At 65.1% G+C, this 23,548-nt stretch carries 29 protein-coding genes and 1 pseudogene; 23 read left to right on the top strand and 7 right to left on the bottom strand.

Going from position 1 to position 23,548, the window contains the following annotated elements:
• Nucleotides 1–6: 6 nt before the first annotated feature.
• The 15 genes and pseudogenes from AC066Y_RS31415 (at nt 7) to AC066Y_RS31345 (ending at nt 14,181) form a co-directional block, all read left to right on the top strand.
• Nucleotides 7–276 (top strand): hypothetical protein, encoded by a 270-nt coding sequence (locus tag AC066Y_RS31415; RefSeq protein ID WP_478277247.1) that lies wholly within the window; start codon nt 7–9, stop codon nt 274–276.
• 114 nt (nt 277–390) lie between these two features.
• The gene (locus tag AC066Y_RS31410) at nt 391–750 is read left to right on the top strand and encodes a hypothetical protein (protein ID WP_478277246.1); all 360 of its coding nucleotides are present in this window, start codon (nt 391–393) and stop codon (nt 748–750) included.
• A 101-nt stretch (nt 751–851) separates the two neighbouring features.
• Complete coding sequence (locus tag AC066Y_RS31405; protein ID WP_478277245.1) at nt 852–1,259, top strand: FixH family protein; 408 nt, start codon at nt 852–854, stop codon at nt 1,257–1,259.
• Entirely contained in the window at nt 1,256–2,719 is a 1,464-nt protein-coding gene (locus tag AC066Y_RS31400; protein ID WP_478277244.1) for an efflux RND transporter periplasmic adaptor subunit, read from the top strand. Before AC066Y_RS31405 ends, AC066Y_RS31400 begins: the two co-directional genes overlap by 4 nt.
• The gene (locus tag AC066Y_RS31395; RefSeq protein ID WP_478277243.1) at nt 2,716–5,919 is read left to right on the top strand and encodes an efflux RND transporter permease subunit; all 3,204 of its coding nucleotides are present in this window, start codon (nt 2,716–2,718) and stop codon (nt 5,917–5,919) included. The genes AC066Y_RS31400 and AC066Y_RS31395 overlap by 4 nt, the downstream gene beginning before the upstream one ends.
• A 95-nt stretch (nt 5,920–6,014) precedes the next feature.
• The gene (locus tag AC066Y_RS31390; protein ID WP_478277303.1) at nt 6,015–6,455 is read left to right on the top strand and encodes a hypothetical protein; all 441 of its coding nucleotides are present in this window, start codon (nt 6,015–6,017) and stop codon (nt 6,453–6,455) included.
• Nucleotides 6,456–6,564: 109 nt separating this feature from the next.
• Complete coding sequence (locus AC066Y_RS31385; RefSeq protein WP_478277242.1) at nt 6,565–6,879, top strand: hypothetical protein; 315 nt, start codon at nt 6,565–6,567, stop codon at nt 6,877–6,879.
• A 9-nt stretch (nt 6,880–6,888) separates the two neighbouring features.
• Nucleotides 6,889–8,307 (top strand): TolC family protein, encoded by a 1,419-nt coding sequence (locus AC066Y_RS31380; RefSeq protein ID WP_478277241.1) that lies wholly within the window; start codon nt 6,889–6,891, stop codon nt 8,305–8,307.
• 12 nt (nt 8,308–8,319) lie between these two features.
• The gene (locus AC066Y_RS31375) at nt 8,320–9,675 is read left to right on the top strand and encodes a multicopper oxidase family protein (protein ID WP_478277240.1); all 1,356 of its coding nucleotides are present in this window, start codon (nt 8,320–8,322) and stop codon (nt 9,673–9,675) included.
• Between the two features lie 44 nt (nt 9,676–9,719).
• Nucleotides 9,720–10,193 carry a cupredoxin domain-containing protein gene (locus tag AC066Y_RS31370; protein WP_478277239.1) on the top strand — a complete coding sequence of 158 codons (474 nt, stop codon included), beginning with the start codon at nt 9,720–9,722 and terminating at the stop codon, nt 10,191–10,193.
• A 29-nt stretch (nt 10,194–10,222) separates the two neighbouring features.
• On the top strand, nt 10,223–10,519 hold the full coding sequence (locus tag AC066Y_RS31365; RefSeq protein WP_478277238.1) for a copper-binding protein: 297 nt from the start codon (nt 10,223–10,225) through the stop codon (nt 10,517–10,519).
• Between the two features lie 165 nt (nt 10,520–10,684).
• Complete coding sequence (locus AC066Y_RS31360) at nt 10,685–11,434, top strand: cation efflux transmembrane domain-containing protein (RefSeq protein ID WP_478277237.1); 750 nt, start codon at nt 10,685–10,687, stop codon at nt 11,432–11,434.
• Nucleotides 11,435–11,568: 134 nt separating this feature from the next.
• The gene (locus AC066Y_RS31355; RefSeq protein WP_478277236.1) at nt 11,569–11,850 is read left to right on the top strand and encodes a hypothetical protein; all 282 of its coding nucleotides are present in this window, start codon (nt 11,569–11,571) and stop codon (nt 11,848–11,850) included.
• 130 nt (nt 11,851–11,980) lie between these two features.
• A pseudogene (locus tag AC066Y_RS31350) lies at nt 11,981–13,190 on the top strand (MFS transporter).
• 82 nt (nt 13,191–13,272) lie between these two features.
• Entirely contained in the window at nt 13,273–14,181 is a 909-nt protein-coding gene (locus tag AC066Y_RS31345) for an NAD(P)-dependent oxidoreductase (protein WP_478277235.1), read from the top strand.
• Nucleotides 14,182–14,265: 84 nt separating this feature from the next.
• Here AC066Y_RS31345 and AC066Y_RS31340 read toward each other — a convergent pair whose 3' ends face one another.
• On the bottom strand, nt 14,266–14,823 hold the full coding sequence (locus tag AC066Y_RS31340) for a tetratricopeptide repeat protein (protein WP_478277234.1): 558 nt from the start codon (nt 14,821–14,823) through the stop codon (nt 14,266–14,268).
• A 286-nt stretch (nt 14,824–15,109) separates the two neighbouring features.
• On the opposite strand from AC066Y_RS31340, the gene AC066Y_RS31335 reads away from it, so the two are divergent.
• The 4 genes from AC066Y_RS31335 (at nt 15,110) to AC066Y_RS31320 (ending at nt 17,624) form a co-directional block, all read left to right on the top strand.
• Entirely contained in the window at nt 15,110–15,430 is a 321-nt protein-coding gene (locus tag AC066Y_RS31335) for a His-rich protein BRANT (protein WP_478277233.1), read from the top strand.
• 218 nt (nt 15,431–15,648) lie between these two features.
• Nucleotides 15,649–16,089, top strand: a complete 441-nt coding sequence (locus tag AC066Y_RS31330; protein WP_478277232.1) for a hypothetical protein — start codon at nt 15,649–15,651, stop codon at nt 16,087–16,089.
• Nucleotides 16,090–16,477: 388 nt separating this feature from the next.
• The gene (locus tag AC066Y_RS31325; protein WP_478277231.1) at nt 16,478–17,194 is read left to right on the top strand and encodes an outer membrane protein; all 717 of its coding nucleotides are present in this window, start codon (nt 16,478–16,480) and stop codon (nt 17,192–17,194) included.
• 190 nt (nt 17,195–17,384) lie between these two features.
• Nucleotides 17,385–17,624 carry a DUF6719 family protein gene (locus AC066Y_RS31320; RefSeq protein ID WP_050402822.1) on the top strand — a complete coding sequence of 80 codons (240 nt, stop codon included), beginning with the start codon at nt 17,385–17,387 and terminating at the stop codon, nt 17,622–17,624.
• Nucleotides 17,625–17,687: 63 nt separating this feature from the next.
• On the opposite strand, the gene AC066Y_RS31315 is transcribed toward AC066Y_RS31320, so the two are convergent.
• On the bottom strand, nt 17,688–17,939 hold the full coding sequence (locus AC066Y_RS31315; protein ID WP_478277230.1) for a hypothetical protein: 252 nt from the start codon (nt 17,937–17,939) through the stop codon (nt 17,688–17,690).
• A gap of 497 nt (nt 17,940–18,436) precedes the next feature.
• Between AC066Y_RS31315 and AC066Y_RS31310 the strand changes: the two genes are divergently transcribed.
• The 3 genes from AC066Y_RS31310 to AC066Y_RS31300 all read left to right on the top strand — a co-directional run bounded on the left by AC066Y_RS31310 (nt 18,437) and on the right by AC066Y_RS31300 (nt 20,941).
• Nucleotides 18,437–18,805, top strand: coding sequence for a hypothetical protein (locus AC066Y_RS31310; protein ID WP_478277229.1), 369 nt, complete (start codon nt 18,437–18,439; stop codon nt 18,803–18,805).
• Nucleotides 18,802–19,650 (top strand): alpha/beta fold hydrolase, encoded by an 849-nt coding sequence (locus AC066Y_RS31305; protein WP_478277228.1) that lies wholly within the window; start codon nt 18,802–18,804, stop codon nt 19,648–19,650. The genes AC066Y_RS31310 and AC066Y_RS31305 overlap by 4 nt, the downstream gene beginning before the upstream one ends.
• Nucleotides 19,651–19,783: 133 nt before the next feature.
• On the top strand, nt 19,784–20,941 hold the full coding sequence (locus AC066Y_RS31300) for a DUF2652 domain-containing protein (RefSeq protein WP_478277227.1): 1,158 nt from the start codon (nt 19,784–19,786) through the stop codon (nt 20,939–20,941).
• Nucleotides 20,942–20,977: 36 nt separating this feature from the next.
• Here AC066Y_RS31300 and AC066Y_RS31295 read toward each other — a convergent pair whose 3' ends face one another.
• The 4 genes from AC066Y_RS31295 to AC066Y_RS31280 all read right to left on the bottom strand — a co-directional run bounded on the left by AC066Y_RS31295 (nt 20,978) and on the right by AC066Y_RS31280 (nt 22,539).
• Nucleotides 20,978–21,544 (bottom strand): hypothetical protein, encoded by a 567-nt coding sequence (locus tag AC066Y_RS31295; RefSeq protein WP_478277226.1) that lies wholly within the window; start codon nt 21,542–21,544, stop codon nt 20,978–20,980.
• A 133-nt stretch (nt 21,545–21,677) separates the two neighbouring features.
• Nucleotides 21,678–21,926, bottom strand: coding sequence for a hypothetical protein (locus AC066Y_RS31290; RefSeq protein WP_478277225.1), 249 nt, complete (start codon nt 21,924–21,926; stop codon nt 21,678–21,680).
• 143 nt (nt 21,927–22,069) lie between these two features.
• Nucleotides 22,070–22,249 (bottom strand): hypothetical protein, encoded by a 180-nt coding sequence (locus tag AC066Y_RS31285; RefSeq protein WP_092115094.1) that lies wholly within the window; start codon nt 22,247–22,249, stop codon nt 22,070–22,072.
• A 101-nt stretch (nt 22,250–22,350) separates the two neighbouring features.
• Nucleotides 22,351–22,539 carry a hypothetical protein gene (locus AC066Y_RS31280; RefSeq protein ID WP_478277224.1) on the bottom strand — a complete coding sequence of 63 codons (189 nt, stop codon included), beginning with the start codon at nt 22,537–22,539 and terminating at the stop codon, nt 22,351–22,353.
• A gap of 488 nt (nt 22,540–23,027) precedes the next feature.
• Between AC066Y_RS31280 and AC066Y_RS31275 the strand changes: the two genes are divergently transcribed.
• A complete protein-coding gene (locus AC066Y_RS31275) occupies nt 23,028–23,318 on the top strand; it encodes a hypothetical protein (protein WP_478277223.1) in 291 nt (96 codons plus the stop codon).
• 7 nt (nt 23,319–23,325) lie between these two features.
• Here AC066Y_RS31275 and AC066Y_RS31270 read toward each other — a convergent pair whose 3' ends face one another.
• Nucleotides 23,326–23,511: a hypothetical protein gene (locus AC066Y_RS31270; RefSeq protein WP_478277222.1), complete on the bottom strand. Its 186-nt coding sequence runs from the start codon at nt 23,509–23,511 to the stop codon at nt 23,326–23,328.
• Between the last annotated feature and the right edge of the window lie 37 nt (nt 23,512–23,548).

Below are 23,548 nucleotides of genomic sequence, written 5' to 3'. Positions count from 1 at the left end.
CCGATGATGTCGATCAACAAATGCCTGCTTGCCTTCTCAATCCTTGCGCCGCTTGTGGTGGCATCGGCAACCGCGCAAGCGGGCCTGACCGCCTCCGACAGGAGGTACCTGCCCAACGAGGCCTCAGAAACCGCATCGGCGGCTACGGTTGCCGCGCAACGCGACCCGATGTCTGCATTCGGCTACGATCAGGGAGCGATGCGCGTGCAGCCGGCGAGCGTCCCGGACGCTGCCCGGACGCCGTGGCGCTATCACGGCGGCCCGAAGGCTCGATAGGCGCGGCATGCGGGCGCCAGGCCGGGATGAACGATTAACCACCCAATCTCCCGCTGGTGCAGTTGTGAACAGGGTGACCTTTTCAGCACCCGTCCTTTGTGAGACTGTCGCAACATGAATGTTCGCCAATTGTTCAGATTGCTGCTCGCCGTCCTCGTGACGGGAGGCCTGACAATTGCGCCGCTGGCGACGCCCGCGGCGGCCGGATCTTCGTTGACCGGTATGAGCCAGATGGCGGACATGTCTGACATGGCGGCCGATATGCCGTGCTGCCCCGACAAGCAGAAGAGCAATGATTGCCGGGATTGTCCGCTGGTTGCGATTTGCATGTTGAAGATCCTGCACGCGGGACCATCGACCCTCGGCTTCGCGGTGAGGCCGGCGACGCAGCTGCAATTGCATCCGCACGACGATCTGCTCGCTGACGGGTTGGTCCGTCCGCCGCCCGACCATCCTCCTCGACATTTGGTCTGACTGGCGCCGCAAGCGCCGGTTGCTGCCGCGCGACCTTCTGGCGCGTGGACGTCGCATGCCGCGCAAGCGGCAGATCAGATCCAATCGAGGAATGAAACGAAATGACGTCGTTCAATACGCCGCGTGCCGTAGCGGCCGCGCTCATCGGCCTGGCGCTGACTGGCATCGCCACTGTCGCGCTCGCCGACATCAAGGACTACGAATTCCAGCTCGTCGACCAGACAGTTCAGGCCGGTCCGGACAAGGTCGTCACCGTCCGGCTGATGAACAGGAAGACCGGCAAGGCCGTGCCTGACGCCGTGATCTTCACGACGCGGCTCGACATGGCCCCAGACGGAATGCAGGAGATGGCCACCAAGGTCACGCCGATGCCGGGGACCGAACCCGGCACCTATCGGTTCAAGGCGAACTTCGGCATGGCCGGGCGCTGGCAGCTGTCGCTCGGCGCGAAGGTGCAGGGCGAGACCGGCACGGTCGAAAGCAAGCTCGTCGTCACGGCCGGGAAATGAACCGGCACGCTCTGGCAGGCGCTGCCGCTGCGATCGTTGCAGCGGCAGGCGTCGCGTATCTCGGTCGCGGCCTGCCGCCGTGGCCGGGCGCAAATCTCGCTGCCGCTGCCGCGCAAGCGGCGGAAGCCGGCGCGCCGATCTATTTCCGCGATCCGGACGGCAAGCCGTCCTACTCGCTGACGCCGAGGAAGACGTCTGACGGCCGCGACTACCAGCCCGTCGCCGCCGGCGCCGATCTCAGCTTCGACGAGCCGGAGGCGCCGATGGCGATGCCGGCGGACAGCAACGCCACGGCCGCCAAGGGTGAGCGCAAGGTCAAATATTACCGCAATCCAATGGGGCTTCCCGACACCTCGCCGGTGCCGAAGAAGGATTCCATGGGGATGGACTACATTGCCGTCTACGACGGCGAGGACAGCGACGACGGCTCGATCACGCTGTCGCCCGGAAAAATCCAGCGCACCGGCGTCAAATCCGAAGCGGCGGAGCTGCGTCGCATCCGGACGCCGGTGCGCGCGCCCGGCACGATCCAGCTCGACGAACGCCGCGTCTCCGTCATCGCGATGCGGGCCGAGAGCTATGTGCAGAAGGTCGCCGACATCACGACCGGCAGCCGGGTGACCAAGGGGCAGCCGTTGATGGAGATCTACAGCCCGGCGGTGTCGTCCGCGGCGGCCGAATATGTTGCGACCATGACCTCGAAGGCGATCGCGAATATCGAGCCCTACGGACGCGGCTCCAAGCAGCGGCTGACCAATCTCGACGTTCCCGAGACCGTCATCGCCGAGATGGAGAAAAGCCACACGGTGCCGCTCGCGATCCAGTGGTTGTCGCCGCGCGACGGCATCGTGTTGCAGCGTGCCGCGATCGAGGGCATGCGTGCCCAGCCAGGCGACGTGCTATTCCGGATCGCCGACGTCTCTGTCGTGTGGGCACTGGTCGATGTCGCCGAGCGTGATCTCGGCAATATCGTGGTCGGGCAGAAGGTCGCGGTGCGGGCCCGCAGCTATCCCGGCCGCACGTTCACGGGCCAGATCAGCGTGATCTATCCGCAGGTCAACAAGGACACGCGCACCGCGCGGGTGCGGATCGAATTGCAGAATGCCGATCTCGCGCTGCTGCCGGACATGTATGTCGACGCCGAGATCGACATCGGCAGCGCGGCGCCGGTGCTGACGGTGGCGGAAAACTCCATCCTCGACACCGGGAGCCGCCAGACCGTGCTGATCGACCGCGGCAAGGGCCGGTTCGAGCCGCGCGAGGTCAAGCTCGGGCGGCGCGGCGACGGCTATGTCGAAATCCGCGACGGGATTGCCGAAGGCGATGCGGTCGTCACGTCGGCGACCTTCCTGATCGACGCCGAAAGCAATCTGAAGGCGGCGATCAAGGGCTTTGCCGAGGCCGGCGCTGCGCAAGCGGCAACGGCCGACGGCCGGATGACGGAGGGAGGCCGGCCATGATCGCCCGTGTCATCGCCTGGTCGGCCCGCAACCTGCTGCTGGTGCTGTTCGGCACCGGCTTTGCGGCAGCCGCGGGCCTCTACGCTCTCATCCATCTGCCGCTCGATGCGATCCCCGATCTCTCCGACACCCAGGTGATCGTCTACACCGAGTATCCCGGCCAGGCGCCGCAGGTGATCGAGGACCAGGTCACCTATCCCTTGACCACGGCGATGCTGACGGTGCCGAAATCGAAGGTCGTGCGCGGCTTCTCGTTTTTCGGCGTCTCCTTCGTCTATGTCATCTTCGAGGACGGCACCGACATCTACTGGGCGCGCTCGCGGGTGCTCGAATTCCTCAACGGCGCGGCGTCGCGGCTGCCGGCCGGCGTATCGCCGACCATCGGGCCCGATGCCACCGGGGTGGGGTGGGTCTACCAATATGCCGTGATGTCGAAAGAGCTGAATCTTGCCGACACCCGCACCATCCAGGACTGGAATCTGAAATTCGCGCTGGCGAGAGCGGAAGGGGTGGCAGAGGTCGCGAGCGTCGGCGGCTTCGTCAAGCAGTACAACGTGATCCTCGATCCGCAGCGGATGCGCGACCGTGGCATCACCATGCAGCGGATGCGCGATGCGATCCGCGCCAGCAATGCCGACGTCGGCGGCCGCACCGTCGAGCTCTCCGAGTTCGAATATGTCATTCGCGGCAAGGGCTATCTCAGGGATATCAACGATCTCGGCAACATCGTGCTGAGGACCGACAACGGCACACCGGTGCTGCTGCGCGACGTCGCCCGCGTCGAGCTCGGCCCCGACGAGCGGCGCGGCATCGCCGAATTGAACGGCGAGGGCGAGGTAGCGAGCGGCATCGTGCTGCAACGCTTCGGCGTCAATGCGCTCGACGTGATCGAGAACGTCAAGAAGCGCTTCAAGGAGATCGCGACCAGCCTGCCGAAGTCGGTCGAGATTGTGCCGGTCTATGACCGGTCCAACCTGATCTATGCTGCGATCGACACGCTCAAGCGCACGCTGTTCGAGGAGAGCGTCGTGGTCGCGCTGGTCTGCTTCGTGTTCCTGCTGCATGTCCGCAGCGCGCTGGTCGCGATCCTGATGCTGCCGGTCGGCGTGCTGATGGCGTTCGGCGCGATGAAGCTGCTCGGGATCGGCTCCAACATCATGAGCCTCGGCGGCATCGCGATCGCGATCGGCGCCATGATCGATGCGGCGATCGTGATGATCGAGAACGCGCACAAGCATCTGGAGCGGGCCGAGCCCGGCCGCTCGCGGGTCGCGATCCTGATCGAGGCCGCAGCGGAGGTAGGACCGGCGCTGTTCTTCAGCCTGCTCATCATCACCGTGTCGTTCATGCCGATCTTCACGCTGGAGTCGCAGGAGGGGCGGCTGTTCTCGCCGCTCGCCTTCACCAAGACGTTTGCGATGGCGGCAGCCGCGCTGCTGTCGGTGACGCTGGTGCCGGCGCTGATGGTGATCTTCGTCCGAGGCAGGATTGTCCCCGAGCACAAGAATCCGATCAACCGTTTCCTGATCTGGATCTACCGTCCGGTCATCAACGGCGTGCTGCGGGCCAAGACGCTGGTGATCCTGCTCGCGCTCGCAGCGATCGCCGTCACGGTCTGGCCGGCCCGGCAACTCGGCACCGAGTTCATGCCCGATCTCAACGAGGGCACGCTGCTCTACATGCCGACCACGCTGCCGGGGATCTCGGTGACCAAGGCGGCCGAGCTGCTGCAGATGCAGGACCGCATCATCCGCAGCTTTCCCGAAGTCGTCTCGGTCTACGGCAAGGCCGGCCGCGCCGCGACCGCGACCGACCCGGCGCCGTCGGAGATGTTCGAGACCGTCGTCAACCTCAAGCCGAAACAGCAATGGCGCAAGGGCCTCACGCTCGACGGCCTGATCGCCGAGATGGACAAGGCGCTGCAATTTCCCGGCGTCTCCAACGCCTGGACCATGCCGATCAAGGCGCGCATCGACATGCTGTCGACCGGGATCCGGACGCCGGTCGGCGTCAAGGTGATCGGCCCCGATCTCGCCGTGATCGACAAGCTCGCCCGCCAGATCGAGCAGGTCGTGAAGGGCGTGCCCGGCACCTCGTCGGCCTATGCCGAACGCGGCCTCGGCGGCTACTACCTCGAGATCACGCCGAACCGCGAGGCGTTGTCGCGCTACGGCATCGCGGTGCAGGACGTGCAGGACACGATCGCGACCGCGCTCGGCGGCCAGACCGTCACCACGACGGTGGAGGGACGCCAGCGCTTCACGGTCAACATGCGCTATCCGCGCGACCTGCGCGACAATCCGGGCGCGATTGCCAGCGACATCCTGGTGCCGATGCCGGCGGGCGGGGCGGTGCCGCTCGGCGAGGTCGCCGATATCACGCCGGCGCGCGGGCCGACCACGATCAGAACCGAGAACGGGCAGCTTGCGACCTACATCTATGTCGATATCCGCGATCGCGATCTCGGCGGCTATGTCGCGGATGCGCAGCGCGCGGTGCAGGCCGCCGTGCAGTTTCCGCCCGGCACCTACGTGGTCTGGAGCGGGCAGTACGAATATCTCGAACGCGCCGCGGCGCGGCTCAGGATCGTGGTGCCGGTGACGCTTCTGATCATCTTCCTGCTGCTCTACCTCAACTTCCGCTCGGTGGCGGAGACCATGATCGTGATGCTGTCGCTGCCGTTCGCGCTGGTCGGCGGGCTCTGGCTGATGTGGGCGCTCGGCTTCAACCTGTCGGTTGCGGTCGCGGTCGGCTTCATCGCGCTCGCCGGCGTCGCCGCCGAGACCGGTGTCGTGATGCTGATGTATCTCAACCAGGCGCTGGCCGAGGTCACCGCGCGTCGTATCGCCGAGGGCCGCACGATCGGTCGCGACGATCTCAACCGCGCGATCATCGAGGGCGCCGTCGAGCGTGTCCGGCCGAAGATGATGACGGTGGTTGCCATCATGGCCGGGCTGCTGCCGATCATGTGGAGCACCGGCACCGGTTCCGAGATCATGCAGCGCATCGCGGTGCCGATGATCGGCGGCATGATCTCGTCGACCTTGCTGACGCTGATCGTGATTCCCGCGATCTTCGCCGTCGTGAAGGGCTTCGCGCTTGGCGCGAGGGCGCCGGAAGCGGATGTCGTTGCGCCGGTTGTGCGACAGCGTGTAGCAGGGGCCGGGAATCCGTTGGCTGGTTCAAACCGGATTGAATGATACCCTGCGGGGGTATATAGGATGTCGGTTCGCGGCCAACTGATTTGCAGTCGGGGTGCGGGCGGGGCGAGTTCGGGGCGATCACACAGGTGTTGGTGCGGTTGACGAGGTCAGGGCGGGTGCGGGCGGGATGTTCAATCATCCTGGCCTATCTGTTCTGCGTCCTCGCGCCGTCCGTCGCGCTTGCATTCGGGGCGCCGTTTCCGTGCCTGACCGATGAGGTCCAGCCGGCAGCAGTGCAGGTGCATCATACCTCGATAGCGCATGCGGATGGCGCCGCGCACGATCATGCCGCCCACGATCATGGCGGCATGCATATGCATCATGCCGATGGCGCTGAACCACCGTTGAAGCACAGCCACGACGGCAAGAACGCGCCGGGACCGTGCTGCGCGATGATGTGCGTGTCGGCGCTGCCGGCCGATCTTCCGTCCGTCACTGCTCCCTTGCACCCGATCGTGACCCGTCTCGCCGAGGCTCTTCAGAGCCTGCACAGCGAGGCGCCCGCGCGGCTCTATCGTCCCCCCATCGCCTGATCCTCAGCTGACATCGTGGCTGCGCCGCGCGCTCGCGTGCGCATGCCTTCATTCATCTGACGATCGGGACAGATCCATGTTTTCGCATTTCGGGGCGAGACTCGCTGCCGTGGCCAACAGACTTGGCAACAGACTTGGCAACAGACTTGGCAACCGGCTTGGCCGGCGCGCGCCGCCCACATTCGTGTCGCGGATCGCCGCCGCCATCCTCGCGGCCGCGCCGCTTGCCGGCTGCATGGCCGACGGCCGGCCGCTTGCCGCCGCAGGCGATCCGGCAAACCCGTCGGCGGGCAGCACCAGCGTCGGCTACCGCTCGACGATCGCCCCCTACAGCAGCCTGCGTCCGGCGACGCCGCTGCCCTGGCGCGAGCGCAACGACGGCGTGACGCCGCAAACCAAATCTGATCACAATTCGAACCGGTAGGAGGGCGCTATGCGACATCTGGCCATCGCGCCGATCCTGCTGCTGACATCCGCGCTCGCGGGATGCGCCTCGTTCTCGCCCGACGGCGGCATGGGCGTCGTCTCCGAGGTCACCGAGCAGGCGATCGGCAAGGACATCGCCTTCGTTCGCACCAAAGACGAAGCCACGACCGTCGACGCCGCGGTGAAGCGGCTGCTGGCGCGCAACCTGACGGCGGATGCCGCCGTGCAGGTCGCGCTGCTGAACAACAAGGGTTTGCAGGCCGCCTATAACGAGCTGGCGCTGGCGGAGACGGATCTCGTCGCCGACAGCCTGCCGCCGAACCCGACCTTCTCTGTCTCGCGCATCACCGGCAACGGCGCCAGCGAGGTCGAGCGGCAGGTGGTCGGCGACATCCTGGCGCTGGCGACGCTGCCGGCGCGCTCGGAGATCGCACGCGAGCGCTTTCGGCAGGCGCAGCTCAAGGCCGCGCTCGCCACCCTGCGGCTCGCCGCCGAGGTGCGGCGCGGCCATGTCGCTGTTGTGGCCGCGAACGAGACGGTCGCGCTGCTGACGGATGCGAAGGCGACTGCCGAATCGACCGCGCAGCTCGCCAAGAAACTCGGCGAGACCGGCGGCATGAACAAGCTCGACCAGGCCCGCGAGCAGGTGTTCTACGCCGAGATCACGGCCGACCTCGCCAGCGCGCGGCAGAACGCGGCAAGTTCGCGCGAGCGGCTCGCGCGCCTGCTCGGGCTCTGGGACGGCGATCTCGGCTTCCGACTCCCCAGCAAGTTGCCATTGCTGCCGAAGCAGCCACTGGAACAGCCGTCGATCGAGGTCGCCGCGGTCGGTCATCGCGTCGATTTGCAGATCGCACGGATGGAGATTGTCGCGCTCGCCAAGGCGCTCGATCTCACCGAGGCGACGCGCTTCGTCACGCTGCTCGATGTCGCCGGCATCGACAGGCGGACGCGCGATCCTGAGGGCCCGCCGTTCAGGGAGCGCGGCTTCGACGTCCAGTTCCAGATTCCGATCTTCGACGGCGGCGAGGTGCGGGTGCGTCAGGCGGCCGAGACCTACCGGCAGGCCATGAACCGCCTGACCGAGAAGGCGATCAATGTCCGCTCCGAGGCGCGCGACGCCTACCGCGCCTACCGCTCGACCTACGACATCGCGAGCCACTACCAGCGCGAGGTGCTGCCGCTGCGGCAGATCATCACCGAGGAGATGCAGCTGCGCTTCTCCAGCATGCAGGTCGACGTGTTCGCGCTGCTGACCGAAGCGCGGCAACGGCTTGGCTCGCTGCGCGCAGCGATCGACGCCAAACGCGACTTCTGGCTGGCGCAATCCGACCTGCAGACCGCGATCAACGGCGGCGGCCCGGCGGCCGCGCCATCGACACCATCCGCCATCGCCTCGACCGCACCTGCGGCCGGCGATCATTGAGAGGAGACGTAGATGTTTTCACGTCGAGGGTTTTTGGGCAGTGCGGCGCTGGTCACGGCAAGCGCGGTCAGCGGCCGCGTTCAGGCTGCCGCGATTCCGGAGGCGCCGACCATGGACAGAGCGGTGATGCAGCCGCCGCTGTACCCGTCGAGCGGGCCCGATTACCGGCCTGTGGTGACGCTCAACGGCTGGTCGCTGCCGTGGCGGATGAACGGCGATTGGAAGGAATTCCATCTCGTCGCCGAGCCGGTGGTGCGCGAATTCGCTGACGGCATGAAGGCCAATCTCTGGGGCTATAACGGCCAGGCGCCGGGACCGACGATCGAGGCGGTTGAAGGCGACAAGGTCCGCATCTTCGTCACCAACAAATTGCCTGAACATACCACGGTGCACTGGCACGGCATGATCGTGCCGTCAGGCATGGACGGCGTCGGCGGCCTCAACCAGCCGCACATCAAGCCGGGCAAGACCTTCGTCTACGAGTTCGAGCTGAAGCACAGCGGGACCTTCATGTACCACCCGCATTCCGACGAGATGGTGCAGATGGCGATGGGCATGATGGGCATGTTCATCGTGCACCCGCGCGATCCGGCGTTTCGTCCGGTCGACCGCGACTTCGTCTTCATCATGAGCAGCTACCTGATCGATCCCGGCACCTATCTGCCGAAGGTCAACGAGATGACCGATTTCAACATGTGGACCTGGAACAGCCGCGTCTATCCCGGCATCGATCCGATGCCGATCCGGCTTGGAGACCGGATCCGCGTGCGGATCGGCAATCTGACCATGACCAACCATCCGATCCATGTGCACGGGCACAATTTCGCGGTGGCCTGCACCGACGGCGGCTGGGTGCCGCAGAGCGCGCAATATCCGGAGACCACGACCGACGTGCCGGTCGGCGCCGTCAGGGCGTTCGACATGCTTGCCGACAATCCGGGCGACTGGGCGTTCCACTGCCACAAGTCGCACCACACCATGAACGCGATGGGCCACGACGTGCGCAATTTCATCGGCGTGTCGCGTCAGGATCTGGCCAAGGCGGTCGGCAAGCTCGCGCCCGACGCCATGGTAATGGGATCGACCGGCATGGCGATGGGCAACATGGAGATGCCGGCGCCCGACAACACGCTACCGATGATGACCGGAACGGGGCCGTTCGGGCCGATCGAGATGGGCGGCATGTTCACGGTGATGAAGATCCGCGAGGGGCTCGGCCGCAACGATTACGCCGATCCCGGTCCGTACAACTATCCGCCGGGCACCGTTGCCTATGAGGTCGACGCGCCCACAGCCGAGCCCGCGCGTCAGTCGCCGGCTTCTCCCGAACGAAAAGCCAAGCCATCGATGAAGGGAATGAAGATGTAGCGGATCGACGCGACGTCCCACGAAAAGCAAGCATCAAACTCAAAATGGAGAGTCCATTGAAAAATCTCACCAATACCGTCATCGCGCTCGTTGCGCTGTCGATCACCGCGATGCCGTCGCGCGGTCACGAAAAACACGGTCACCAATCCTATTCGGCCGGCGAGCCCGGTGATCCGAGCAAGCCGTCGCGCACGGTCGAGGTCGAGATGAAGGAGATGGAGTTCACGCCGTTCCGCATCGAGGTCAAGCGCGGCGAACAGATCCGCTTCGTGATCAAGAATGCCGGCACCGAGGATCACGAATTCCTGCTCGCGACCACCGAGGAGAATCTGAAGCATGCCGAAGTGATGAAGAAGCATCCGCACATGGAGCATGACGATCCGAACGGCGTCCGCCTCGCGCCGAAGAAGACCGCGGAGATCGTCTGGAAGTTCACCAAGGCGGGGACATTCGAATATTCCTGCCTGATCCCCGATCACCGCGACTACGGGATGACCGGCCGCGTCATCGTGAAATGAAACAAGCAACGAGAGAAAGGACGACAACGATGAACAGGATGATCCGGATTGCAGCCGCAGCTGCGCTGGCGCTGACATTCGGCGGCGCTTTCGCGCAGGCCGCAGCCATCAACGGCGAGGTCAAGAAGATCGACGAGAGCGCGGGCAAGATCACGCTCAAGCACGGCCCCGCCAAGAGCCTCGGCATGGATGAGCCGATGACGATGGTCTACCGGGTCAAGGATCCCGCGCTGCTCAAGCAGGTCAAGGTCGGCGACAAGGTCAAGTTCGAAGCCCAGGAGGGCGACGGCGGCTACACCGTCACCGCGATCCAGAAGGCGAAGTGAGGTGACACCCGTATCGTCGCTCCGCGCGCGATGGGCTGTCGGCTGAAACGCAGCCGGCAGCAGCAACGAGCGCAAGACGTGATCGTCAAAGCAGAGCTGTTCCAAGCGGATCGGCTTGAATGCGTAGCACGGGTGGATTTATCCTGTGGTCTGGAAGGACAAGCCATGAGCGACTGCTGCGAGCAGAAGACGTCCGAATGCTGTGCGCCACCGCCGCTGAGGTTGCCGAAGAAGGCGGGCGCGTCGGCGTTGGATCGTAACCTCACGGCTGATGCGTGCGGCTGCTCGGGCGGCGTTCTGGTGTTTGACGGCCTCGATCCGCGCTACAAGCGCGTGCTCTGGACCGTCATTGCCATCAATGGCGCGATGTTCCTGACCGAGATGATCGCGGGTCAGCTTGCCGGATCGCAGGCGCTCAAGGCGGATGCGCTCGACTTCCTCGCCGATACCGTCACCTACGGACTGAGCCTTGCGGTGATCGGCGCAAGCCTGCGGATGCGTGCGTCGGCGGCGCTGCTGAAGGGCGCTTCGCTGAGCCTGATGGCGCTCTGGGTGGTCGGCTCGACCGTCTACCAGACTCTTATTCTCGGTGTGCCGAAGGCCGAGGTGATGGGCGCGATAGGGACGTTGGCGCTTGCGGCGAATCTGTCGTCCGTTCTGCTGCTGCTGCCCTACAAGAACGGTGATGCCAATGTCCGCTCGGTCTGGCTTTGCTCGCGCAACGATGCGATCGGAAATCTCATTGTGATGGTGGCCGCGCTCGGCGTGTGGGGAACGGCCACCGCCTGGCCCGATCTCGCGGTCGCCGCGGTGATGGCGATGATATTCCTTACCTCGTCGGTGCAAATCCTGCGGCAGGCATGGGCCGAGTATCGCGAGGCGGCGCTGCGCAGCCCGACGGCGGCACATGGCTGATTGAGCCGCACCTGCCCGAGGCGTGGCAGGGGCGTGGGAATTCGCCTTGTATTTACCTTAAATGATGGCCCCGGGGGAACGTCCGTGGCAGCGGCGCGTTGCTGTGCATCATTCGTGCGCAGAAGGTCCCCTCCATGACAGTCAACGCGGCAATACTGATGGCGGCATTGGTGCTGTCGGGGACCGTGTTGGCGCAGAGCTCCGGGCCCTCGGCCGGTTCGGCGGGGGCCGGGCAGGCTGCCGCCAATGTCGCCACCACCGGCCAGGCGCTGAACATCGGCAAGAAGACCGGCGACAGCGGTGCGCCGGTCGAAAAGGCCGCGCGTCCGGCCGGGCCGGACCCGGCAACCCCCGGCACTACGGTCGGCGCGAGCCACCGGCAGAAGCCCGACCGGCGGCTCGAGCATTATCCGTAATCCCTCATTATCGGTAATCCCCGGGGATGCCACCGGGCCCGCGTCGGGCCGGACGGCCGCAGTCATGATACCGTCACGCCAGTTCGGCTAACCCAGCCTTTTGGGTCGAAATGCGGTGGTGGGAATGGCAATGGCGGACGGGGCACGGGTCCTGGGCATGGACAGGCAGGTCGCCAGCGTTCTGCTCGTCCTCGCCGTCGCCCAAGTGTTCGGGTGGGGGACCCTCGGCCTGCCGGCCATCTCCGGCCACCAGATTGCCGCCGATCTGCAGGTCCCGCTCCCGCTGGTGTTTGCCGGCACCTCGACCTTCTACGTGACAATGGGCCTGTGCGGGCCGCTGCTCGCCGGGCCATTCCGACGCGTCGGCGCGCGGCGTGTCATGATGATCGGCAGCGCGGTCGCCGCACTCGGCTTCGTCGTGCTGGCCTGCGCCCGCGAGGCGGTGCTGTATTTCGGCAATCCTCGGTGCCGCCGGCAGCGCCGCGCTGAGCACGGCCGCCTACATCATGCTGAATGAGGTGGCCGGGCGGAACGCGAAAGGCGCGATCGGCGCCCTGATGCTGGTCACCGGATTGTCCAGCAGCATATTCTGGCCGACGACAGGGTTCCTCACAGCGGCGATCGGCTGGCACGGGACCTGTCTGGTCTATGCAGCTGCGATGCCGCTGGTCTGCCTGCCGCTTTACACGTTCGGGCTGCCGCGCCGTTCGGTCGACGACGCCGAAACCGCGCCGTCATCGCACCGTTTGGCCGCGCCGCCGCCGGCCAGGAGCACGTTTTTTCTGGTGGTGGCGGCGATTGCGCTGAACGCGTTCGTCAGTTTCGGCTTCAGCGCGGTGCTGGTGGAACTCCTGAAGGCGCAGGGATTGTCGGCGGCGGAGGCGATCGCGTTCGGCTCGACGCTCGGCATCGTGCAGGTATCGGCGCGCGCGATCGATTTCCTCGGCGGCCGCCGCTGGGACGGCATCACCACGGGGCTGGTCGCCGGCGCGCTGCTGCCGGTCGCGATGCTGATCCTGATCGCCGGCCACGGCAGCCATTGGGCGATTGCGGCTTTCATCCTGATCTACGGTCTTGGCAGCGGCGCGCTCGCGGTCGCTCGCGCGACCATCCCGCTGGCGTTCTATGACAAGAGCGAATTCGCCAAGGCGACGTCGCATATCGCGCTGCCGCTGAACCTGATCTCGGCGGCGTCGCCGCCGACGCTCGCCTATCTGCTGACGCGGTTCGGCGGCAACGCCGTGCTCGAGCTCGCGATCGCCTGTTCGGCCGGCGCGCTGGTGCTGCTCGCCATCCTCGGCCGCCGCCGGCCGGTGCTCGCGATCACCGCGGCCTCATGACGGCGCGACGATCCGCAGGACGGTGTCGGGCATGGTTCTTGCTCCGCAGGAGCTGTGCGATCGCGTGACGCGTGGGGTTGCCATGACCCAAAAGACAATCGGCTTTGTCGGTTTCGGAGAAGCGGCCCAGTGCTTCGCGGCTCACCTGGCGGGGAAGGGCGTTACACCGCCGCTGGTGTTTTGCGAGGGAAGGAGCAATCATCCACCGTATTCGGAAGCGTTCCGCAATATCGCCGCCGCGCACGGAGTCGAGCTGGTGGATAGCCTTCGCGAGTTAATGGCGCGCGCCGACATCGTGTTCTCCGCGGTCGTGGTCGCGACCGCCATACCGGTCGGCCAATCGATTGCCGCGTTGGTCCGGCCGGGGATGCTGGTGGTCGACGTCAACGCGTCGACGCCCAAGGCCAAGCGGCTGACCGGCGATGCCGTTGCGGCGAACGGCGGTGCCTTCGTCGATGCCAACCTGATGGGCGCGGTCAGCATCTATGGCGCGGCGGTGCCGCTGTACTGCTCAGGCGATGGCGCCGCGCGCTTCGCCGAATTGTTTGCGCCGTTGGGCTTCACCGTCGAGCTCGCTGGCCTGGAGGCTGGCACCGCCGCGGCGGTGAAGATGCTGCGCAGCGTGGTGACCAAGGGCATGGAGGCGCTGATCGTGGAGGCGCTGACCGCCGCCTCGCTGGCGGGCGTGCGCAGCGAGGCGCTGCGTGGCATTTGCGAACCGATGGATGCGACGCGCTACAGCAAATTCGTCGACATGTGCGTGCGCACCGACGTGCTGCACGCCGAGCGCCGCGCGGTCGAGATGGATGGCGTCGCGGAGGGGCTGCGCGAGATCGGCCTGCAGCCGATCATGACCGAAGCAACCGCCGCGCGGCTCAGGACGTCGGCGAAGCTCGGCCTGCGTGATGATTTCGCGGCGCGCGCGGCCTACAGCGCCGATGACGTGCTCGATGCCTATGCGGCGCGCACCGCCGAGTTGCCGCATCCGTAGTCGCTTCGCTCTGCCGATGCTACGTAGCAAACGGCCGGCGCTGTCGTCGTGACGGCGCCGGCCCGATTGATCGCGTGGCTTGGCTCAGTAGACCAGTCCGGTGCCCGGCGGCTTCTCCAGCGCTGCGGCGAGCGAACGATATTCGTCGCTGTTGGTGCCGGCGAGCTGGGCGATGCGGTTCAAGTGGTATTGCGCCTGATCGCGGTTGCCCTGTTCGACCTGCCAGAGGCCGTAATACTGCCAGGTGCGCACATGGGCCGGGTCGGCCTTGAGCGCGCGCTCGTACCAGACCTGCGAGACCTTGTAGTCGCCGAGCTTGCGATAGGAATAGCCGATCAGGTTGGCGACGTCGGCACGGTCGTCCTGGCCGAGCGCCTTCAGCTGCTCGATCGCGGCGGTATAGTCGTGCTTGTCGTAAATCGTGGCATAGGCCGCGTGATAGCCGGCCAGGAACTTCTGATCGTCGATCGCGGAGCTCTTGTCCTTCTTCGCCTTCTTGCCCTTGCTGCCGCTGTCGGAAGCCGGCGGGGAGGGATTTTCGCCGCCTGCGGCGTAGGCCGAGATGACCGGCCCGGCGGCGAGGGTCATCGAGAGCACTGCGAGGCCCAAAAACTTCCAAAGAAACTTCGGCGACTTGCTCATTCCTGGTTGCTCCTGATCGTTCCTGATCGTGCTCGGTAATCCTACACCCAAGCCTGATAACTTGAACACCCGAGGGTGCAGAACATTCCCGCCCGGTCCCACGATTGGGTGATCCTCGCAATCGGCCGGCAGGGGCGGCCAACATGACCAAGATGTCATTCACATGAATGAATACCGTCAGCGTCCTTCAGAACGGGTTCAGTGCGCGGCCCATAAGGTCACGTGCATTGATCGGTGAGGCCGACCATCCGGCCGGAGACCTCTCGATCCCGCAGAGGAGACCACCATGCTGAAGACGATTTCCGCCGCGCTGCTCGCCATGTCCGTGATCGCAGCGCCCGCGCTCGCCGCCGAGGCCGGCAAGACTGCTGCTCCCGCGCCGGCGACCACGACCGCCCCGGCGACCAAGGCCGCCCCCGTCATCAAGAGCGAGCAGCTGCCGTCGAAGGTGCGCAACGCCAACGCCACGATGCACCACAAGCACTATCGCCATCACCGCCACCACAAGCACATGGGCATGCTGAAGGTGAAGGCGCCGAAGCATGCGACCAAGCACATCCATGCGAAGGTCGCGACCAAGCACGTCGCGCCGGCCAAGCGCGGCTGATCAAGCGCGGCTGAGCCTGATCCGAAGGGCGTCGTTCGATCCACATTGCCCCGCTGCGCCCTTGGGATGCAGAACCGGCCCGTCCGTCCATTGCTTCCCCAATGGCGGCGGGCCGGAGTGCGTCGGGGCTTCGGTTGCGAGGCTGGGCGCCGGCTCGGCAGGAACAACCGAGTTGCGAATTCCCCGCCTGGCGGTTTATGAGACCCGGCCGGGGACCCATGAAACAGCGTCGTTTGCGGACTTCATCAAAACTGGCGGCGATCCTGCTGCTCTCGATGCCGCTTGCCGGCTGCCTCACCAGCGATGACGGCGGCGGCTCGACCACCTTTACCGACGATCGCGGCGTCGCCAACCAGCCGTTTCCGGACCGGTACCGCGACCAGATCCTGGCCTTCATGCGGACGTACCTGAACAATCCGGTTGGGGTCCGCGAAGCCGGGATCGCCGAGCCGGTGCAGCGCACGGTCGGCGGCCGGCTGCGCTACGTGGTGTGCCTGCGCTACAGCGCGAAGGATACCGACGGCAATTACCGCCCGGCCCGGGAGCGCGGCGTCCTGTTCGTCGACGGCCGGCTCGACCGCATCCTCGACAATGCCGCCGAGGCCTGTGCCGGCGCGTCCTACGCGGCATTTCCCGATCTGGAAAAAATGTCGCGCTAGGCATGATCCGGAAAAGTGCGAAGCGTTCCCTCGCGACAAACGCGTAGCGTTTGCGCGGAGATCATGCCCAGACAAGGAGCCAAGGCGCGATCTGATCGCGCTTTGGGACGCGGCGGGTCGTCGCAGCCGCAGGCCTGATCAACTCGTTAGCGAACTCCGATCACTTTTCGGGGAGCGCTGAACTTCAACTTAGCTGTTTGCGACTTACATACAGCCGAAATGCGGCTGCTTAACCGGTGAAAAAACCTTCTGTGGCAAGGAACAAACGGGCGTTGTTGCGACCCTGTCACAGCTCGGAAACATCACAGGTCAGGCATTGCCCCAAAGCAACCTAATTGGCGTCACGTTGTTTGGCTTAACAGCGCAGCGTTCGTAACGGGGATCAGAGATGAAGAGGTTTTTGCTCGGCACAGTCGCGCTGGCCGCCCTTGCGGGCCCGGCATTTGCGGCTGACATGCCGGCCCGCACCTATACCAAGGCACCGCCGCCCTATACCGCCCCGGCGCTCGTCTACAACTGGACCGGCTTCTATATCGGCGGCCATGTCGGCGGCGCGTTCACCGACGGCACCAATCTGATGGGCAGCGACGCGCGCTTCATGGGTGGCGTGCAGGGCGGCTTCGACTATCAGTTCGCGCCCAACTGGGTGATGGGCATCGAGGCGCAGTACTCCTGGCTGCCGAGCTCCTCGAACAATGGCCTGACGTTCCCTGCCGGAACGGTCGTGACCGGCAATACCGACCAGCTCGGTTCGGTGACCGGCCGCCTCGGCTACACCTGGGGTCCGGCGCTACTCTACGCCAAGGGCGGTTACGCCTGGCGCGACAACAACAACATCACGGCGTCGGTCGGCGGCGTGCCGGCAGCCTTCACCACCGATGGCGGTCACAAGGACGGCTACACGGTCGGCGCGGGCCTCGAATACATGTTCGCCCCGAACTGGTCGGCGAAGGCCGAGTACCAGTATTACAATTTCGGCAAGACCACCTTCACCAGCGGTCCGGCCGACATTGTCGGCGCGAGCTTCCGGAACGACGAACATACCGTCAAGCTCGGGGTCAACTACCGCTTCGGCTGGGGCGGTCCGGTGGGCTCCCGCTACTGATCCGTCATCGTATCATCGAGATCGAAAGGCCGGCCTTCGGGTCGGCCTTTTTCGTTGGCCTGCCGCGTACCCGCGCTCCCACATTCACCCGATGTTCAGCCCGTGCAATGCAAAAAATAATTCCTGCATTGCACGGAACTTTCATCGTGATGCGCTATTGTGGGATCGCCGGGCTGGTGGACAAACGAACATGCGTAGCTTTGCGTTAGGGCTGATCATCTCTGCGGTCTCCGTGCCGTGCTTTGCCCAGACCATCCTCAAATCCGAACCCTTGGCGCTTGCGCCTTACGAGGTCGTGTTCGTGCAGGACGCCTCCTGCACGGCCGGCAAGGTGCTCAAGGTGACCGGGTCGATCCGCGGTCTGCATCGGCGGAAAATCTGCGTCTCGCTCGCCGCCGAACAGGCGTCGCTGGCGACGGCGACGCCGTAACGGCAGCACGACGGCCGCATCGGCATCCGGTCCGCCTAGGCGCACCGGACGACCCACTGTCCCTCAGTTCAACCGCGGCTCCAGACGCGCTTCGCGATCGGCATCGGCCTTGTTCTTGACCGGGTCCTCGTTCGGCTCGGGCTGGCACGGCCGGATTTCGTAGTCATTGTCCAGCACCGGGCGGAGCGAGGACTTCTCCTCCTCGGAGACGGTATCCACCACCAGGCCCGACTTCCGGGCAAGCTTCCAGACGTCGTCCTCGGTCGGGTAGGCCTTGCTCAGCTTGGCGTCTTGATAGAACAGCGCGTACGGCATTCGTCGTTTCCCCAAACAACCGACAACGCCAAGGCCCGTCCCGGGTTTCACACGAGATCGCCGTTCCGATCACGGAACCGTGAGCTAGATTCGGGCAAGCATCTGAAAACATGAGTCATTTCGGACCTTTTGCCGGAGGGGCCTGAGTCCTTAATGAGCGGTAAACCCCGGAAAAAAGAATCCCCGGGACTCCCCGGGTAGAATCGCCGGATGCTCCGAGCCATGAGAGCGATCCACCAGCCCCCCTACGAACGCGTGCAGCTCGCGCTTGCGGTTGTGCTGCTCGCAGCCTGTGCCGCCAACGTGGCGCTGGTCTGGTCGTGGCTTTAGGGAAACTTGGCTCCGGCCAAAACCTGTATGTAGTGGCCCACGCGAAAACGCCGTGGCCACGCGACCCCGGCACCGATTGACGGGCCGGCCATTCCTTCCATCATTGCCAGCAGAACAAGTGCCCGCCGCGGCCTGCGCGGACGGGCCGCGATCGGGGTGGAGCTGTCATGATCGAGATGCTGAAGGAACGGGTCAATTGCGACGCCGGGCTGGTGCGGCGCGGCCGTTACGTCACCACGACATTCCTGCTCGAGATTGGCAAGGCCGCCTGGCTGATTGCGATCCATGAGGGCCGCATCGTCGCGGTGACGAAGGGCCCGTTCGTGATGCCGTCGTCGTCCTTTGCGCTGCGCACCTCGGACGAGGAATGGGACCGGTTCTGTGAAAAGCGGCCGCCGCCGGGCTCCAACGACCTGATGGCACTGATCAAGCGCCGCGTGCTGAAGGCCGAGGGCGAGCTGCAGATCTTCATGGCGAACCTGCGTTACTTCAAGGAGGCGCTCGGCAAGCTGCGCCGCGAGGGAGCCGCCGCATGAGCGCCAAATTCGAACCGATCACCGGCCGCTACATGCATCTCGAACTGTCAGGCCGGGCGCACCGCGTCTATGTCGAGGAGGCCGGCGCGGGCACGCCGCTGCTCTGCCTGCACACCGCGGGCGCCGACGGGCGGCAATATCGCGGCCTGATGAACGATGTCAGCGTTACGCGCAACCATCGCGTCATCGCCTTCGACATGCCCTGGCACGGCAAGTCGTCGCCGCCCCAGGGCTGGCACGACGAGGAGTACCAGCTCACCTCGGCGCAATACACGGCGATGATCCTGGCCGTGATGGAGGCGCTCGATCTCGACCGGCCGATCGTGATCGGCTGCTCGATCGGCGGCCGGATCGCGCTGCATCTCGCGCTCGAGCATCCCGAACGCTTCCGCGCGATCATCGGCCTGCAGGCCGGCGCGCATGTCGATCCCTATTACGACCTGAACTTCCTGCACCGGCCGGACGTGCATGGCGGCGAGGTCGCGGCCGCCATCGTCTCGGGCCTGGTCGGACCGGACGCGCCCGGCAAAGAGCGGTGGGAGACACTGTGGCACTACATGCAGGGCGGCCCCGGCGTGTTCAAGGGCGATCTCTATTTCTACAAGATCGACGGCGACATCCGCGCCCGCGTCGCCGAGATCGACACCAGACGCTGCCCGCTGTTCCTGCTGTCGGGCGAGTACGACTATTCCTGCACGCCGGAGGAGACGCTGGCGGTGGCGAACAGCATTGCCGGCAGTGAGGCCACCATCATGAAGGGCCTCGGGCATTTCCCGATGAGCGAGAACCCGGGCGAGTTCTTGAAGCATCTGCTGCCGGTGCTGGAGAAGATCGGCGGCGGCTAGAGCGTTTTCAAGCGAAGTGGATACGGGTTCGCGCTCAGAAAACGCGTCAGAACAAGAGTCGCCACTCTCGACCTCGTAGGGCGCGGTGTGACAGACTGCGTCATCGCACGAAAAGGTTACGCGGGAGGTCTCCATGCTTCCGAAGGCTGAAGCGGCATATTTCGCGATTGCCGATATTTCCGGCTATACCAACTTCCTCGCGGCGGTCGAGCTTGACCATGCGCAGGACATCATCGCCGATTTCATGGACGTGGTGGTGAAAGGGCTGCGCCCGCCGTTTCGCCTCGCCAAGTTCGAGGGCGACGCGGCGTTCGTCTACTCGACCGGGACAATTGACGGCTCGCTGCTGCAGGACGCGATCGAGGGCGCCTATTTCAAGTTCAGGCGGCGCCTGCGCGACGTTCGCCAGGCCTCGACCTGCGAGTGCAAGGCCTGCGTCGCGATGGGCGATCTCGATTTCAAATTCGTCGTGCATCATGGCGAGATGGTGAAGCAGAAGATGGGCGGCAGGGAAGAGCTCGCCGGGCGCGACGTCATTCTGGTCCACCGGCTGCTCAAGAACACGGTTGGCGAGAAGGTTGGCGGGCATGCCTACGCGCTCTACAGCGACGCAGCGATCCGCGCCATGGGCGTCGACCCGGTGGCACAAGGTCTGATCCCGCATCAGGAAACCATCGACATCATCGGCGATGTGACGCTGTGGGTGCGCGATCTCGAGGCGGCGTGGCGGCAGGACGACGCGCAAACGCGGCTGGAGGTGACGCGCGAAGACGCCTACGCGATACTGGAGTTCGACATCGCCGCGCCGCGGCAGACAGTGTGGGAGTTCATCACCGTGCCCGGGCAATGGCGGAAATGGTGGGACGCCGACGACATCGTCGAGGAGTCAGGCAAGGGGCGACGCGGTGTCGGCACCAAAAATCATTGCGCGCACGGCAACCATACCAACGTCGAGGAGACGCTCGACTGGCGTCCGGTCGACTACTTCACGGTCGGCATCACGCTGCCGGTGCCCGGAGCGCCGCGCATCATCATGACCCGGGCCGTTCTCGACGGCCCAGACGGAACGTCGCGTTTCGAGCTGCGGATCGCCAAGCCGAAGCCGAAGGACCGGGCGTTCCTCGATGGCGCCGCGGCCAAATTCGCCGAACGGATGACCCAGGCCGTGGCCGGCCTCCGATCGATGGTGGAAGGCAAGCAGCCTGCCGTTGACGCTGTGGAGGAGCCGACGCTGGCGCGATCGAGCGGACGCTTCCTGAGCGAGCCGGTGAAACCGGGCGCGCGCGGCTGAAGGTCAGCGAACGATTCGGAGATCAAAGGGAGGCGGTTACTTGCCGGAGCGCGGCAGCTCGCTGTTGTCGCGGATCGCGGCGCGGACCTTGGCCATGGTCGTGGTGCAGTATTCCTCGCGCTCCCTGAGGAAACGCTGCTGCTGCGCGCGGAAATTGGCAACACGCTCCCGCACCTCGGATCCGAAGTCGCCGCTGATGTCGAGCTTGGCAAATTGCGGCGGCTGCGCCGGCGGCGGCGGGACTTCGACGACGGTCACCGTCAAAGGCGGCGGCGCGGGGGGCAGCCCCTCGAGCACGGTCGGCACCGGAAGCGGCGGCGGCATGACCACCCTTTGGGCCTCTGCCGCAGGCTTGATCTCCAAGGCCGGCTTTGCCTCCAAGGCGGGCTTTGGCTCAAAGACTGGCTTTGTCTCAAAGACTGGCTTTGCCTCAAACGCTGCCTCGACCACGGCCGCGGTGGCGGGCAGCGGGGCAGGCGCTGGCGGCACGGCGGTCCGCGGGGCAGGCGCCGGCAGCTCGGCGTCGGGCAGCTTGCCCTTCACCGACTGTACGAAAGCCATTGTCTGCGCGATCAGGAGATCGCGTTCCTTCATCCACTTCATGGCGCACCTTGAGCGGGCGGATTGCATCAGAGCAACCCCGCGGAAGCAAGCACTCGCGATCATGATGGTTGACGAAGACGCCTGTTTTGCAGGCACGGTGACAAAATTGTGACGTGCCAGGGCGCGAGGACGGTTAGCGCTGACGGGGATTGGTGTTCGGGACGAACGGGGTACCGACGATCCGGACCGCCGTCTGGGCCGGTGCCTGGCTTGGGACCGGCGCCTGATTCGCGGCCGGCCGGGGCGTGGCGTTGGCCGGCGCGGGCGCCGGATCGAGCACGGCGACGATGCCGGCGGCGGCCACGCTCAGCAGCGTGAAGCCGCCCAGAAGCATCAAATTGCGGTTGGTTTCGTGCACCCACATGCGGGGAAAATCGCCCAAGGGGGCATAATGTTCCGAACAAATCCTCAAGTGCTTTCGCGCGGTTTGGCCTCGAGCTTGAGAAAGTGCGGCAGGAGCAGACCTGAAAGCTCAAGTCGCGAGTCCACCGGCCCGGTGTGCCGGCGGGAGCGGGCGGGTTCTGCCTAGTGAGCCATCGCCTCGACAGGTGCGGGTTCGGTGCCGCGGGCCTCGATCAGGTCGGCGTAGCGGCCATACTCCTCGGCCATTTCGAGCAATTTTTCACGCACCGCGGCGTCGGTGACCTGGCGGGCCAGCCGTCGCGCCTGATCGGACTGGAAACGATAATGGGCTGTGTCGGACATCGTAGGCTCCTCACACATGTGTAAGGGCCGTCCGGCAAAGGTTCATCAAGACGTCATTCAAGGGACGTCATTCAAGGGAAGACGTCATTGAAGGGCAGGCGCTATTGAAGGGTGTTGGACCGATCGGTCGATGTAGCCGCGACCGGATGGCCGGCCTTGTCCTCGCGGACCTCGACCTCGAACCAACCCATCTCCTTCAGCTCGCGCGCCTTCTTCTCGGCCGCGTCTTCGCTGTCGCGCTTCAGCACGATTTGGCTGGTGCCATCCCGGGCAAGGATCAAATAGGTCATTGGCTGAGTCCCATCCCACATTCTGCATACCGCGTTTTGGGCTGCAAGGACAGAAACAAGGCAAGGGATGGGTGATCCTACGGGGATGATCCCACGATTCCTGCCAAGGCACAGGGCGTCCGGCTGTTCCCGACGGCTGTCGATATCGGCCTGCTACGCCGGATGATCGCCGACATCCGAGACGCGCTTGAGACCAGCGGAGCTTGACTGGCGAGCTGTCCGCCACTGGCTTCCAGTGGCAGGTGTACAAGTTGCGGTTCGTAAAAGCGCACTTAGATGACGGACATCATCCTGCTTTGCTTGCGAGCCTGCCGAGCAAGGCTCGTTCGATGAGTCGCCGCTGTCTTGCGTGTTCCCGCAAGTGCCGTCGGTGATGCGAGGCATCTGGTGGAAACCGGAAGACTACGGCTTCCGTTAAACGTTGTGGGTAATCCAACTGAGGCTCTTTGATTGAGCCGCAAATACATGCTCGGCTTGGATCAAGGACAATGCGCGGCGCAAGCTGTGTAGATCTGGATGGAGGACTCGATGCCCAGGCACTTCGGTTTGAAGGCAACATCGGCGGCAGGACGGTCGGCATTCACGGGATCATCAAGAGATTTGCAGCAGCGGACCGCGCCGGCATCTGCGTCGAAGAATCGTGCTTCGGTCAATTCGCCGGCGTCAAAGCCCGCTTCGCCATGCTCGGAGCTGCCGTATTCCCCTACGAGCTGGCGGGGCTGCTGCGGTCGACGGTCGATCTCGGCCGACTGAAGCTGCGCGCGACGAGGCGTGGCTGACCAGTCTTCATAGTTCGGACGGCTCGTGCTTCTTGTCGCGCTTCAGATCCAGGCGATCGACGCGTTCATCGATCAGTCGATTCAATCTCTCGTTCCGCAGCGTATCCTTCCTGTACAGCCCGCCATGCAGGCGATAGGCGACCAGGAGCAGGACCACAGCAACGCCGACGAGATAGTAGGACCAGTCCATCATCAGAACCGCGCCAAGCAGTGTCCATTGTGAAACAGCA

The organism is Bradyrhizobium sp. USDA3010 (assembly GCF_056429065.1).
Note: the sequence above shows the minus strand (reverse complement) of the source record. Positions and strands in the feature narration are given on the sequence as shown.

Excerpts from the sequence above, each read along its gene's own strand:
- AC066Y_RS31415 (WP_478277247.1), top strand. The coding sequence starts at position 7 with ATGTCGATCAACAAATGCCTGCTTGCCTTCTCAATCCTTGCGCCGCTT.
- AC066Y_RS31410 (WP_478277246.1), top strand. The coding sequence starts at position 391 with ATGAATGTTCGCCAATTGTTCAGATTGCTGCTCGCCGTCCTCGTGACG.
- AC066Y_RS31405 (WP_478277245.1), top strand. The coding sequence starts at position 852 with ATGACGTCGTTCAATACGCCGCGTGCCGTAGCGGCCGCGCTCATCGGC.
- AC066Y_RS31400 (WP_478277244.1), top strand. The coding sequence starts at position 1,256 with ATGAACCGGCACGCTCTGGCAGGCGCTGCCGCTGCGATCGTTGCAGCG.
- AC066Y_RS31395 (WP_478277243.1), top strand. The coding sequence starts at position 2,716 with ATGATCGCCCGTGTCATCGCCTGGTCGGCCCGCAACCTGCTGCTGGTG.
- AC066Y_RS31380 (WP_478277241.1), top strand. The coding sequence starts at position 6,889 with ATGCGACATCTGGCCATCGCGCCGATCCTGCTGCTGACATCCGCGCTC.
- AC066Y_RS31375 (WP_478277240.1), top strand. The coding sequence starts at position 8,320 with ATGTTTTCACGTCGAGGGTTTTTGGGCAGTGCGGCGCTGGTCACGGCA.
- AC066Y_RS31370 (WP_478277239.1), top strand. The coding sequence starts at position 9,720 with ATGGAGAGTCCATTGAAAAATCTCACCAATACCGTCATCGCGCTCGTT.
- AC066Y_RS31365 (WP_478277238.1), top strand. The coding sequence starts at position 10,223 with ATGAACAGGATGATCCGGATTGCAGCCGCAGCTGCGCTGGCGCTGACA.
- AC066Y_RS31360 (WP_478277237.1), top strand. The coding sequence starts at position 10,685 with ATGAGCGACTGCTGCGAGCAGAAGACGTCCGAATGCTGTGCGCCACCG.
- AC066Y_RS31355 (WP_478277236.1), top strand. The coding sequence starts at position 11,569 with ATGACAGTCAACGCGGCAATACTGATGGCGGCATTGGTGCTGTCGGGG.
- AC066Y_RS31345 (WP_478277235.1), top strand. The coding sequence starts at position 13,273 with ATGACCCAAAAGACAATCGGCTTTGTCGGTTTCGGAGAAGCGGCCCAG.
- AC066Y_RS31340 (WP_478277234.1), bottom strand. The coding sequence starts at position 14,823 with ATGAGCAAGTCGCCGAAGTTTCTTTGGAAGTTTTTGGGCCTCGCAGTG.
- AC066Y_RS31335 (WP_478277233.1), top strand. The coding sequence starts at position 15,110 with ATGCTGAAGACGATTTCCGCCGCGCTGCTCGCCATGTCCGTGATCGCA.
- AC066Y_RS31330 (WP_478277232.1), top strand. The coding sequence starts at position 15,649 with ATGAAACAGCGTCGTTTGCGGACTTCATCAAAACTGGCGGCGATCCTG.
- AC066Y_RS31325 (WP_478277231.1), top strand. The coding sequence starts at position 16,478 with ATGAAGAGGTTTTTGCTCGGCACAGTCGCGCTGGCCGCCCTTGCGGGC.
- AC066Y_RS31320 (WP_050402822.1), top strand. The coding sequence starts at position 17,385 with ATGCGTAGCTTTGCGTTAGGGCTGATCATCTCTGCGGTCTCCGTGCCG.
- AC066Y_RS31315 (WP_478277230.1), bottom strand. The coding sequence starts at position 17,939 with ATGCCGTACGCGCTGTTCTATCAAGACGCCAAGCTGAGCAAGGCCTAC.
- AC066Y_RS31310 (WP_478277229.1), top strand. The coding sequence starts at position 18,437 with ATGATCGAGATGCTGAAGGAACGGGTCAATTGCGACGCCGGGCTGGTG.
- AC066Y_RS31305 (WP_478277228.1), top strand. The coding sequence starts at position 18,802 with ATGAGCGCCAAATTCGAACCGATCACCGGCCGCTACATGCATCTCGAA.
- AC066Y_RS31300 (WP_478277227.1), top strand. The coding sequence starts at position 19,784 with ATGCTTCCGAAGGCTGAAGCGGCATATTTCGCGATTGCCGATATTTCC.
- AC066Y_RS31295 (WP_478277226.1), bottom strand. The coding sequence starts at position 21,544 with ATGAAGTGGATGAAGGAACGCGATCTCCTGATCGCGCAGACAATGGCT.
- AC066Y_RS31285 (WP_092115094.1), bottom strand. The coding sequence starts at position 22,249 with ATGTCCGACACAGCCCATTATCGTTTCCAGTCCGATCAGGCGCGACGG.
- AC066Y_RS31280 (WP_478277224.1), bottom strand. The coding sequence starts at position 22,539 with ATGACCTATTTGATCCTTGCCCGGGATGGCACCAGCCAAATCGTGCTG.
- AC066Y_RS31275 (WP_478277223.1), top strand. The coding sequence starts at position 23,028 with ATGCGCGGCGCAAGCTGTGTAGATCTGGATGGAGGACTCGATGCCCAG.
- AC066Y_RS31270 (WP_478277222.1), bottom strand. The coding sequence starts at position 23,511 with ATGATGGACTGGTCCTACTATCTCGTCGGCGTTGCTGTGGTCCTGCTC.